Here is a 12,823-nt window from a genome sequence, read left to right on the forward strand (position 1 = left end):
TAATCATCCGGGTTTTTTCTTATTTATTTTCAGTTGCACTTGCCGTATTTGTTCTGTTAAGGTGTTTCTTTAGTGTTGATTTTGTTTCTTCTAGGGCAGTTTCATCCAGTTGATAATAATAAATGCGATCAATATAGGAATCAGAGCCCTTTAATGATAAAGATTCAACATTGATTCCACTACCAGCTTGGATATAACTAATGAACGACTTCATTTGATCGAACGTTAAATCGGTTGACATATTTTTTCCGACAGCTTCCATTACATCAGTGTAATTAGTGATGGACTTTATGGAAGAACCTTTGGCGATGATGGCTTTAACAATCTGCTGCTGACGCATACCTCTTTGGATATCACTATCAATTTTCCTTGTTCTTGCAAACGCTAGTGCTTTCTCACCATCTAGCTCCTGTAAACCTTTGTGCAAGGTAATAGCTTTTGCATGGTCCTTGGAATCTTGTTCAGAAAATGTGAACGGAACATCAACTTTGACACCATCTAACGCATTAATTACGTCAATAAAAGCGTTGAAATTCATTTTTACATAATAATCAACTGGAACATCAAGTAATTCTTCAACGGTTTCAAGCGTAAGTTTCACGCCGCCATAAGCATGGGCATGAGTAATTTTTGTATAAATATCCTTTTCAGGAATATGAACATATGAATCACGAGGAATACTTAATAGTTTAATAGATTTATCTTTTTTATTAAAAGTAGCAAGCATCAAGGCGTCTGAACGGGAACTGCCGCTAGCCTTTCTTTTTTCACTATCATCCACACCAATAAATAAAATGGATGTATTTTCAAGCTTAACATTCGTTTTCTTAGAATCACGATCAATGGGCTCATAGGATTTGTTCATCACTGATTCAGCTTTATTGTATAAAAAACCACCGTAAGCTGTTGCGCCTATGATCAATAATAGGAGGGGCATTAGTACCCAAAGCAGAATTCGTTTTCGTCTTTTCTTCACTCTTTTTTTGTTATTATTATACACTTGTCTATTGATAGACATCGATTGCCTCCTAAGTAGTAAAAGTAGAAAAATGTCAGTATTTGTGGAAAATCTACTCTATTTTATAATATTTATTGAGATAGGTAAAATGAATTTTTTATTACAACAAAATTTGTTTGTTCCAGCCGAAACAGGAAAGGGGGAATTACCTACATATCTGTCTCAAGATAAGTCACTTCACCTGCTGTAATCTCGGCTTGTCCATTTGTCAATTCAATCATCCATTCAGTGAACACCTGTTGCATCTCTTCCTCGACAAATACTTCAATTTCGACATTCTCCCGGTACTGAATACCTTTAAGAATATAGATGGAAGACCGCAATTCATTTTCAATCTTTCCTAGCCATGAGTAGTCTACTTTAACATGGCAGACCCTCATCAGTCTTCTTTCAACAATTCCCACCGCATCCAGGCCCTCTGACGCTGCTTTGCCATAGGCGCGGATTAAACCGCCTGCACCTAATTTTATCCCGCCAAAATAGCGTGTAACCACCACGACGGTATCCTTCAGCTTTCTCTTTTTCAGAACCTCAAGGATCGGAACACCGGCAGTACCACTTGGTTCGCCGTCATCATTGGCTTTCTGAATTTGGTCGTGTTCACCAATTAGATAGGCGGAGCAATTATGAGAGGCATCCCAATATTTTTTTTTCAACGTTTGAATGAATTCCTGGGCTTCCCCTTCCGATTCGGTTCTTTTGATGTGAGCAATAAATCGTGATTTTTGAATAGTAATTTCATGTTCTCCAGTTTTTTTTACAGTATGGTAACGAGGCAACATTATGCGCACTCCTTCCTTAATTTTCATAAGTGTGTAATATAACTTTAATATGGCAGTAAAGTTTCCGTGTTATAATAAGATAGATGAAAGTAGTGAAAACTTACTTTTTTAGACAGATAATGATACTACCATTATACTACTTTTTAATGAGAATTAAGGGTAACGCATTGGTTTAGATTCGCAAATTAGTGAAAATAAAGGTAAAATATGTTAAAAGGTAGTAGGAAAGAACTGTGATATCTAATTCTAATGAAATATCATTCACTGAAATAAGATGATTGTTTAGCAGTAGCGTCAAGAAGCTTTTGCTTTTCATATCGGGGGAATGTGTATGAAATTAAAACAGTTTAATATGAAATCGATTGATGAAATTCGTGAAGAGATGATTGAGACCGTTACTTGCAGTAAATCTGACATCTTCCAGATCGGTGAGCAGTGCCGTCAAGATTATGAAAAAATGATCAATGAATTAGACAATATTAAACAAATGATGGTCAAACTTATAAATGAAGGCGATCAACTCGAAGAACAAGTCGTTGAAGCTCAGAGCATGTTGTCAGAAGTCAGCATGAATTTTAAAAGTTACTCTGAAGAAGAGGTCCGTGATGCTTACGAGAAGGCCCACCAGCTGCAAATGGATTTGTCCATTAATTGGCAATACAAAATGCAGCTCATGGAAAAAAGGACAGACCTCGAAAATCGTCTCGTGGGTCTAGATGAAACAATTGATCGTGCCGATCAGCTTATTTCGCAAATTTCTGTCGTCATGAATTACCTGACCAGTGATTTAAAACAGGTGGGCAAAGTCCTTGAACATGCAAAAGCGAAACAAGATTTCGGTTTGAAGATTATTGAAGCACAGGAAGAGGAGCGCAAGCGGCTTTCAAGGGAGATCCACGATGGCCCAGCCCAAATGCTTGCCAATGTCATCATGCGTTCCGATTTAATTGAGCGTGTCTATAGGGAAAAGGGCGCGGATGAGGCGCTTGCTGAGATTAATAGCTTTAAAAAAATGGTCCGATCAGCACTATATGAGGTCCGTCGGATTATATATGACCTTCGTCCGATGGCATTAGATGATTTAGGTCTTGTCCCTACCCTCAGAAAATACTTGCGAACCATCGAAGAATATCATAACCATTCAAAAATAGAGTTTATGAATATTGGCCTAGAACGCAGGCTTCCTACTAAGTATGAAGTTGCACTCTTCCGAATGATTCAGGAATCGGTGCAAAATGCTCTGAAGCATGCAAATGCCTGCGAAATCAGAGTCCGCTTAGAAATAACCAATTCCTCGGTTACCGTCCTAATTAAGGACAATGGGGTTGGTTTTGATATCACAGAAAAGAAACCTGAGTCATTTGGCATGATTGGGATGCGCGAGCGGGTTGACCTGCTTGAAGGCGAAATAACGTTTGATTCAAAAAAAGGCAAGGGAACCGCAGTATTGATCCGAGTTCCACTAATTAACTAAGACTAATGAACCTACCGCCAATGGAGAAAAATTTCGAAATTAGAAGGATTAGGGGGCGTACCGTTTGACTACGAAAATTGTTATTATAGACGATCACCAACTTTTTAGAGAAGGTGTAAAGAGAATACTAGAGTTTGAAAAAACGTTCCAAGTTGTTGCAGAAGGCGATGACGGCAGCGAAGCACTAAGATTAGTAGAAGAATTCCAACCTAATGTGGTCATCATGGATATTAACATGCCACAAAAGAACGGAATTGAAGCAACTCGTGAGTTGGTTGGAAAATACCCTGATACAAAAATTATTATCCTCTCGATTCATGATGATGAAAACTATGTGACCCATGCCTTACAAACGGGTGCACAAGGTTATCTTTTAAAAGAAATGGATGCCGATGCCTTGATTGATGCTGTTCGTGTGGTAGCTGAAGGTGGATCCTATTTACATCCAAAGGTTACACATAATTTAGTGAACGAGTATCGCAAGCTCGCTGCGGGAGTAGCACGTAGTGGCGGAGGCTATATGCCAACGATGGAAATTCGCCGTCCATTGCACTTATTAACACGTCGTGAGTGCGAAGTGCTCCAAATGCTTGCCGATGGAAAAAGCAACCGCGGAATTGGCGAAGCATTATTCATCAGTGAAAAAACAGTCAAAAACCATGTGTCAAACATTTTACAAAAAATGAACGTTAACGACCGTACCCAAGCAGTAGTAGTCGCGATTAAAAATGGCTGGGTAGAGGTAAAGTAAACCAGTAATAAGGAGCATGCTGAATAGTATGCTCTTTTTGTATGGCCAATTAATGCAATTTATCTCTACTTCATATAAAATACCATATAGTAGGTAAATAGATAAGGATGGTATTTGGTTATGAGGACAGCCGTCATTACGGATAGTACCGCGTATATCCCAAAGGATATACGCGATAAATGGAATATACATATGATCCCTTTACATGTCATCTTCGGCAACGAGGTGTACCATGAAGAGATTGATATAACTTGGAGCCAGTTTTATGAAGAAGTGAAAACGAAAGATCTGCCGACTACCTCCCAACCGCCTATCGGCCAGTTTGTAGAGCTGTTTGAACAGCTTTCGAAGGAATATGATGCGGTCATCTGTGTTCACCTCTCAAGTGGAATCAGCGGCACTTTCCAGGGTGCAAACACAGCGAGTACAATGGTAGAAGGTATCACGGTCTATCCATTTGATTCGGAAATCAGCTGCATGGTTCAAGGCTTTTACGCAATTGAGGCCGCAAAGCTGGCCGCCCAAGGTGTAGATGCTGACACCATTATGGCTCGGTTAGATGAGCTAAAGCAAACAGCTTGTGCCTATTTCATGGTAGATGATTTAATGCACCTGCAACGAGGCGGCCGCCTCTCAAGTGCCCAAGCGTTTATCGGCAGCCTTCTAAAGGTTAAACCACTGCTTCATTTTGAAAATAAGGTAATTGTCCCTTTTGAAAAAATTCGTACTCGGAAAAAAGCTTTAGGTCGAATTGCAGATTTGCTCGGTGAGGATGCCTCAAGCGGAGGCAAATACCAAGCCGTTGTCATTCACGCCAATCGCGAGGAAGAAGCAAAGGAGTGGCGCGATGAGCTAGCTGCAAAGTATCCCAACGTTGAATTCACGATAGGTTACTTTGGTGCCGTTATCGGCACCCATCTCGGCGAAGGATCCATGGGCATGGGCTGGATGAAAAAATTAGATTAGTAAGCGAGTTACCATTCTGGCCTTTCGGCTGGAATGGTTTTTTTGTTTTGGGTGGGGATTGGGGTTTGGGGTTTGGCGGAATCATCTAGGGATTCGGCGGAAAAAGTTCCGAACTTGGCGGAATCCATACGCAGTTTGGCGGAATAACTCAAATAGTTGGCGGAATCCCGGCCCAAATCGGCGGAATCGATCGATCTAGCGCCCGCAACTATACGAGCAGAGAAAAGTTACCTGTTTTATAAAAAAAGGTAATCAAGTGGGGTTTGGCGGAATCAACTAGGAATTCGGCGGAATAAGTTCCGAACTTGGCGGAATCCACACACAGTTTGGCGGAATAACTCAAATAGTTGGCGGAATCCCGGCCCAAATCGGCGGAATCGATCGATCTAGCGCCCGCTACTATACGAGCAGAGAAAAGTTACCTGTTTTATAAAAAAAGGTAATCAAATGGGCTTTGGCGGAATCATCTAGGAATTCGGCGGAATAAGTTCCGAACTTGGCGGAAACCATACACAGTTTGGCGGAATAACTCAAATAGTTGGCGGAATCCCAGGCCAAGTTGGCGGAATCCATCGGTCTAGCGCCCGCTACTATACGAGCAGAGAAAAGTTACCTGTTTTATAAAAAAGGTAATTAAAAGGGTTTGGCGGAATCATCTAGGAATTCGGCGGAATAAGTTCCGAAGTTGGCGGAATCCATACGCAGTTTGGCGGAATAACTCAAATAGTTGGCGGAATCCCGGGCCAAATTGGCGGAATCGATCGGTCTAGCGCCCGCTACTATACGAGCAGAGAAAAGTTACCTGTTTTATAAAAAAGGAAAATAAAAGGGGTTTGGCGGAATCATCTAGGAATTCGGCGGAATAAGTTCCGAAGTTGGCGGAATCCATACGCAGTTTGGCGGAATAACTCAAATAGTTGGCGGAATCCCGGGCCAAATTGGCGGAATCCATCGGTCTAGCGCCCGCTACTATACGAACAGAGAAAAGTTACTTATTTTATAAAAAAGGTAATCAAAGGGGGTTGGCGGAATCATTTAGGAATTTGGCGGAATAAGTTCCGAACTTGGCGGAAATCATACTCAGTTTGGCGGAATAACTCAAATAGTTGGCGGAATTCCGCCCCAACTAAGCGGAATCCCTCCCCAAGTCTTCAATTCTCCCTCCCCAACTCAACCGAATCTCAAACTTGCAACAATAGTAAAGACAACAAATCGTCACAAATCCACAAAAAATATATTAATCTTCGACAAATAAGCAGGAACTTTTACAAATATTGTAGAAATTTTCCGAAAAAGTATAAGGAGTGATAAATAATGATTATGAAAGAATTAACCCCACCGCAAAGACTATTCCTAACCCAAATCCTAAAAACAAGACTAATCATCGGCCACAGCAAATATAAAGAAATAGAAAAAGACCTCGCCAAACGCTGGGCAGGATACCGGGGTGAAATAGCATTAGCTAATTACGTAAAAGAGCTACCAAAAGACAAGTACCTCATCTTCCACGACCTCCAACTTCAATTCAACGGTATTCATTTCCAAATTGACACACTTCTCCTCTCGCTAAGTTACATTCTAATCATCGAAGCCAAAAACATCGCGGGTGCACTCACATTTGATAATACTTTCAAGCAGCTTATCCGAAACCATGACGACGGAACAGAGGAATGTTTTGAGGATCCGCGCGTTCAATGCCAACGACTTCAATCCCTCTTGCGCAACTGGCTGATCAAAAACCACTGCAATGTGCTCCCGGTTGATACCCTTATTTTTTTCAAAAGCACCAGTACGATCTTGAAAACAAATTCCGGAGATAAAACTGATTTCACCAAAATTTGTAAGGGAAGAGACATCTTTAATAAAATTGGCTCAATGGAACAACGCTATCATCAAGAAAAAATAAACAGCGAGACCATGACCAAAATCGGTAACCTGCTTCTAAGTCAACACAGCCCGAAACCAGTCGATATCTTAAGCGAATACACTCTTACCGAAAAGGATATTCGGTGCGGTGTTTGCTGCCCAAATGAAAAATGTAACTATATCCCGATGAATTACAAAAGAGGGAATTGGAACTGCCCCGCTTGCCTAACAATCTCAAAAGACGCCATCCTAATAACACTCAGTCACTATTTCTACCTTTACAAACCGACAATTACCAATCTGGAATTAAGGAATTTTCTACTTCTCCCAACCCCGGATACTACTCAGAAAGTTATTCACAGATTAAACCTACAAACAACAGGAAATACAAAAAATCGCCTCTATTATCTAAACCCAAAGAAGGTGCCCTCATGCGATTTGTCATTAAAAACAACGTCCTAATTCCCGGCAACAACACTGACGGAAACTCACTTCCAATCTCAGACATTCCAAGCATCCCGCAGCCGCCACAAAACCCAAATTTCCCACACAATAATGATCTTCAGCTTCTTCTCACCGGCAAACAACTCCTCCTGGAAGATATCCCATTTCCAATCGAGGAAGTGCAAGCACATTACGAAAATGGATATGTCACCTACCGCAAAGGAATCTACTACGAAGGGAAAAAGCCTGTTTGCTCCCGGTGCGGAAATAAGGATCCACAGCATTTTGCATCTTACCCATGCTCCCGCTGCGGCGAAACCTGCCTCTACTGCCGCCGGTGCATCATGATGGGGAGGATCAGCGAATGCACGCCGCTCATCGGTTGGAATGGCCCGGTGCCTGACACCATTCTTCCTTCAAAAATCAAACATTGGCAGGGGACACTTTCTGAAGGGCAGCAGGTGGCATCGGACCATGTGACGGAGGCCATCCAACAGAATAAGGAGCACTTGGTTTGGGCTGTATGTGGGGCAGGGAAAACCGAGGTCTTGTTCGCTGGTATTGAAGTCGCACTCGCTGCGAAAAAAAGGATATGTATCGCAACCCCAAGAACGGATGTTGTCTTAGAACTCACTCCCAGACTAAAAGCAGCTTTCCCGAAGATAAAAGTCGCTTCACTTTACGGCGGAAGTGAGGACAGACATCTGTATGCCCCGCTCACGATTGCAACCACCCACCAGCTACTTCGCTTCTATCATGCCTTTGATGCAATTATTTTAGATGAGGTCGATGCATTTCCCTATACAGTCGAGGAATCCCTCCAGTATGCCGCCATCCAGGCGCGAAAGCCGCATTCCGCCATGATTTACCTGACGGCGACACCTAATCAAAAGTGGCAAAGGGAATGCCGGACAGGGAAACGAGCATTTACAACCATCCCGGCTCGTTTCCATCGCCATCCGCTCCCAGTTCCCAAATTTGAATGGTGTGGAAACTGGCAAAAACAGCTGCAAAAAAATAAACTGCCGCCAAATGTCCTCCGCTGGATAACGGCGCGGATCCAATCGAACAAACAAGCCTTAGTGTTTTTTCCACATATCCCCTTAATGGAAAATGCACTCCCCATCTTGCGCCAGTTTGCGTCATCTATCGAAGCAGTCCATGCAGAAGACCCTGACCGCAAAGAAAAGGTACAAAAAATGCGTTCCAAAGAAACGCCTCTGCTGTTAACGACGACCATTCTCGAACGAGGAGTAACTCTTCCAAATATCGATGTGGCTGTGGTTGGGGCTGAGGATGAAATTTTTACAGAAAGTGCCCTCGTCCAAATTGCCGGAAGAGCTGGGAGGAGCAAGGATCATCCTGACGGCGTGGTGACCTATTTTCATTATGGAAAAACCGAAGAGATGTTAAAGGCAAGAAAGCAAATTGTCTCGATGAACCGGGAAGGGGTCAAAAGAGGCTTGCTTGATAAATAAAAATAGAGAGGAGCTTTAAAAAATGAATTTCTCCCTCCAATACTCCTGTCTAAACTGCCATGAGTTCATCCTCCCTAACATTGGTTGGCGAGCTATATTCTCCGTAGAAAAAGAACAGCTTATTTGCCAGACATGCGAAGGAAAGTTAGAAAAGATCGAAGGTGAGCAATGTCGTATATGCAGCCGGCCGTTTCAAAACATAGACGAAAAATTTCGCAGAGGTGATTTGTGCCATGATTGTTTTCGCTGGGAGGAAGACCCAGAATGGCAGGGATACCTTGAAAGAAACCATTCCTTATACCTCTATAATGATTTTTTAAAAGAATTGATTGCTAAGTTTAAATTTCGCGGTGATTATGTATTAGCAAAGTTATTTTCAGATTTAATAAAGAAGAAACTGACCGAAATCGCTCCCGACTTTTTTGTACCCATACCGTTAAGTGAAGAACGGCTTTATGAACGAGGCTTTAATCAAGCTTCCGCCATCCTATTAGAAGCAGGCTATCAATCCAATCATCTACTTAGCCGAATTCATTCAGAAAAGCAATCAAAGAAATCGAGGGCAGAACGGATTCACCTCCCACAAGTATTTCAGCTCCCTCCTCATATTCAGATGGAAGGAAAAAAGGTCGTTCTGATTGATGATATCTACACAACTGGCTCAACACTACGGCATGCAGCAAAACTATTAAAAGAGGGTGGTGCAGCCAGTGTTCAATCGCTGACACTTGCGCGATAGCTCTTCTAGGATTTAACCTATTCTGAGGACTTTTTACTGGAAAGTTGTACCACTAAAGATTACAATGAAATTGAATAATCATTCATTTTAGTAAAAATTACCTTATCGTGTCAAAGGTAGCGCAGAACATTGTCACTATTTCCCCATTGTTTTTGTCAATAAATCGACAAAATTTTTGTTCTGATTTAGCAGGATATTCATAGGGTAAAATAGAAATGTTAATACATAGCCTTAACTAAAGGAGGAGTCCACAAATGAAATATAACGTTCGTGGTGAAAACATCGAGGTTACTCCAGCAATTAGAGAGTATGTAGAGAAGAAAATCGCAAAATTGGAACGCTATTTTACAGAAGCACCTGATGCAAAGGTAAATGTGAATCTAAGATTCAATCAAGATAAAACTTCTAAAGTAGAAGTGACTATCCCGCTTCCGCAACTTGTCCTTCGTGCAGAAGAAACAAATGTTGATATGTATGCTGGGATCGACTTGATTACTGATAAACTAGAGCGCCAAATTCGCAAACACAAAACAAAGGTTAACCGTAAATTCCGTGAAAAAGGCGATTTTCCTGTTACATTTGCCACCACTGAAAACACAGAAGTACATGAATTAGACGAAGATGAATTAGAATTAGTTCGTACCAAGCGTTTTGATTTAAAACCAATGGACAGTGAAGAAGCGATCCTGCAGATGAACATGCTGGGCCATAGCTTCTATGTATTCACAAATGCAGACACACACCGTACAAATGTTGTTTATAAGCGCAGAGACGGCCGTTATGGTTTAATCGAAGCACAATAAGGAATATGAGAAAAACGAACGCTGCTCCTACATGGGGCAGCGTTTTTGAGCTAAGCTAACTTTTAGAAGAAAGTGAAAATATTAGCTCACTAGTTTTTAAAATGTTCTATTGATGGTAAACTGTGGATATTAATGGAGGTGCAAAAAATGAGTATCAACCAACCTCAATCTAAGAAAGTATCGTATGCTGATTATTTAACATGGCCTGATGAGCCCCGATATGAAATTATTGACGGTATTCCCTATTTACTAGCGGCACCGTCAAGACAGCATCAAGATATCGTAATGAATTTCGCTGGAGAAATGTATTCTTTTTTAAAAGGGAGTACATGCCGAGTGTACACAGCCCCATTTGATGTTAGGTTATCTGCAACAGTCGATAACGAAGAATACCAGGTAGTCCAGCCCGATATTAGTGTGGTATGCGAGGCAGGGAAGTTGGATGAGAAAGGATGCAAGGGTGCCCCGGATCTCATCGTAGAAGTCCTTTCCCCATCAACTTGGCAGCGGGACCGTATAGAAAAAATGAACCAATATCAAAAACACAATGTAAAAGAGTACGTGATCATCTATCCGAATGAGAAAGTTTTAGAGCAATATGTTCTTGATGAACATGGGAAATATCAGATTCCCTATATTTATAAAGAAGGAGATGTTTTTAACTCACATATGTTTCCTGAATTCACACTTAAAACAAGCGATTTATTCTCCTGAGAACGAGTATCTCCCTACTAGGTAATGCCTGTCTTCTAAATTATAAACAGTCAATTTTGCGCTTTGCAGTTATCCCCATGTGGATAACTAAAATCCTATTACCTATACACACAAATCCGCCCGTGATATCCACAATATACACAGTCTAACCGTTAATAAATCAAAAAAGGGATGTCCTAATTCTGGGACATCCCTTTAGCTTAATATTTTTATAGGGTTAGGCATGTTCACCTTTGAACTCGCCGTTATGGCAGAAATCACAGTAAACATCGGAAGGTGCAGTTCTTGTTTTCGGGTCTGGCTTTCCATTATCATGACAGACAAAACATTTCTTTCTCTGTTCGGGTGTTGCTGAATTTAGTCTGTGCCGATCGGTTAACCACGTGTACCGTTCTTTGTGGTTTGCCGGGCTATGTGCATGACAGATGCTGCAGAAATAATTACTGCGGGATTCTGTAGAAACCGTCAACAAGTCTTGTTTATAGGTCACTTTCTTATCGGTGTCCGTTAGTAACTTCCTTATATCTTGTTTTTCTAGATCTTTGATCCATAAGGAATCCTTATGACAGTTAAAACAGGTACCTAGATCTTTTACAGCAAAATCACCATGCCGCACTATCCAGGTGTTAACATCATGATTTTTCGGTGTTTTGATACTCTGATGACAGGTAAAGCATTGCATCGATAGCTTCACATCGGTTTTCTGTTGGCTAACTGCTTGGAGGATCGTCTTTTGTTTGTTATCAGGGAGCTCCCTTTCCAGAACACCTGCCTGTGATTCTGCTGTCTCCTGAAGGAGGACGCTATCTTCGTTTTCAATTGGTTTCTTTTCATGATTATTTTTAGGCAGAAGATAGTCTATATCCTTCCACGGCTTTTTGCCTTGGTTGACTTGCTCATGACAGTCAATACATGTTCCCATGTTTGGATTCTCGTACTTTTCACCCATTAGCTTCTTCGCGTTGTCTTTAGTCCAGGCAGCATAAGTGGATGAATCGTTAATCCCTCGCTCGGCCACCTTCGCATGAACTACACCCCGATGACAGGTGACACAAGGGATGCCTTCTTTAATATGGCCCTTATGATTGACTTTTAAATCGCCATTGGCAGTAATTAAGCGATTTCTTGAGTGACACTGCTCGCAGTTCTCGTTTGAGACGGTAACCGTCGGGACAATCTGATCTGGGGCCCCAACTACATGGTAATAGACCTCTTTAAGTGATTCTATTTTATGTATAACTAAATTTTTTGCACCAGGTTTAATATGACATTGGGTGCATTTGATTTGATTATGGGCACTGGCCTGATAGGTCACATGCTCCGGTGCCATTTCATGACATGTAGAACAAAAAGATGGTGTAGAAGTATAGCTAATCGCTCCATATGTAAAACCAAGCAGCGCTATAAATGTTGTTAAAGCGACGACAAGCAGCCTCCAACGTTTCATTGGATTTTTACCTTTTCTTACATTTCTACCGGCAGACTCTGGATGGTTCCCATCAGTTACTTGCCCTTGATCGATATCTTGTTTCTTTTTCCAAAAAGCCACAGCAATCCCCCTCTTACAGTAGTATCTTACCAGAAATCGCTTTATCAGGTAGATATTTCGTGAAAAATGTCACAGAAATGTAGGTCGAATGTCATGTGAGTATTTTTTATATTTTTACAAGTAGAAACATAATGTGAATGGTTACAAGCATTTTCTGTTTAAAAAATTGGGTTTTTATTAAGAACGTTTGTTTGCGTTTTTGCGATAATATTGGTATAGTATTCATAGAATAACACCTA

General features: G+C 41.3%; 11 protein-coding genes. 8 read left to right on the forward strand and 3 right to left on the reverse strand.

Features of this window, described 5'->3' with window-relative positions:
• Positions 1-19 precede the first annotated feature (19 nt).
• Positions 20-1,018 (reverse strand): LCP family protein, encoded by a 999-nt coding sequence (locus RCG22_RS18680; protein WP_308104167.1) that lies wholly within the window; start codon positions 1,016-1,018, stop codon positions 20-22.
• Positions 1,019-1,167: 149 nt separating this feature from the next.
• The gene (locus tag RCG22_RS18685) at positions 1,168-1,800 is read right to left on the reverse strand and encodes a YigZ family protein (protein ID WP_308104168.1); all 633 of its coding nucleotides are present in this window, start codon (positions 1,798-1,800) and stop codon (positions 1,168-1,170) included.
• A gap of 331 nt (positions 1,801-2,131) precedes the next feature.
• On the opposite strand from RCG22_RS18685, the gene RCG22_RS18690 reads away from it, so the two are divergent.
• The 8 genes from RCG22_RS18690 (at position 2,132) to RCG22_RS18725 (ending at position 11,035) form a co-directional block, all read left to right on the forward strand.
• Positions 2,132-3,274 carry a sensor histidine kinase gene (locus RCG22_RS18690; protein WP_308104169.1) on the forward strand — a complete coding sequence of 381 codons (1,143 nt, stop codon included), beginning with the start codon at positions 2,132-2,134 and terminating at the stop codon, positions 3,272-3,274.
• Between the two features lie 64 nt (positions 3,275-3,338).
• A complete protein-coding gene (locus RCG22_RS18695) occupies positions 3,339-4,025 on the forward strand; it encodes a response regulator transcription factor (RefSeq protein ID WP_308104170.1) in 687 nt (228 codons plus the stop codon).
• A 120-nt stretch (positions 4,026-4,145) separates the two neighbouring features.
• Positions 4,146-4,991 carry a DegV family protein gene (locus RCG22_RS18700; RefSeq protein WP_308104171.1) on the forward strand — a complete coding sequence of 282 codons (846 nt, stop codon included), beginning with the start codon at positions 4,146-4,148 and terminating at the stop codon, positions 4,989-4,991.
• A gap of 1,314 nt (positions 4,992-6,305) precedes the next feature.
• Positions 6,306-7,319, forward strand: a complete 1,014-nt coding sequence (locus tag RCG22_RS18705; RefSeq protein WP_308104172.1) for a nuclease-related domain-containing protein — start codon at positions 6,306-6,308, stop codon at positions 7,317-7,319.
• Entirely contained in the window at positions 7,289-8,779 is a 1,491-nt protein-coding gene (locus RCG22_RS18710) for an ATP-dependent helicase ComFA (protein WP_308104173.1), read from the forward strand. Before RCG22_RS18705 ends, RCG22_RS18710 begins: the two co-directional genes overlap by 31 nt.
• A gap of 22 nt (positions 8,780-8,801) precedes the next feature.
• The gene (locus RCG22_RS18715) at positions 8,802-9,518 is read left to right on the forward strand and encodes a ComFC family protein (RefSeq protein WP_308104174.1); all 717 of its coding nucleotides are present in this window, start codon (positions 8,802-8,804) and stop codon (positions 9,516-9,518) included.
• Positions 9,519-9,772: 254 nt separating this feature from the next.
• On the forward strand, positions 9,773-10,321 hold the full coding sequence (hpf, locus tag RCG22_RS18720; protein ID WP_088089623.1) for a ribosome hibernation-promoting factor, HPF/YfiA family: 549 nt from the start codon (positions 9,773-9,775) through the stop codon (positions 10,319-10,321).
• A gap of 147 nt (positions 10,322-10,468) precedes the next feature.
• Positions 10,469-11,035 (forward strand): Uma2 family endonuclease, encoded by a 567-nt coding sequence (locus RCG22_RS18725; RefSeq protein WP_308104175.1) that lies wholly within the window; start codon positions 10,469-10,471, stop codon positions 11,033-11,035.
• Between the two features lie 217 nt (positions 11,036-11,252).
• Here RCG22_RS18725 and RCG22_RS18730 read toward each other — a convergent pair whose 3' ends face one another.
• Positions 11,253-12,584 (reverse strand): cytochrome c3 family protein, encoded by a 1,332-nt coding sequence (locus tag RCG22_RS18730; RefSeq protein WP_308104176.1) that lies wholly within the window; start codon positions 12,582-12,584, stop codon positions 11,253-11,255.
• Positions 12,585-12,823 lie beyond the last annotated feature (239 nt).

This window comes from Neobacillus nitrireducens, from assembly GCF_030915405.1.
Classification (GTDB): domain Bacteria; phylum Bacillota; class Bacilli; order Bacillales; family Cytobacillaceae; genus Neobacillus.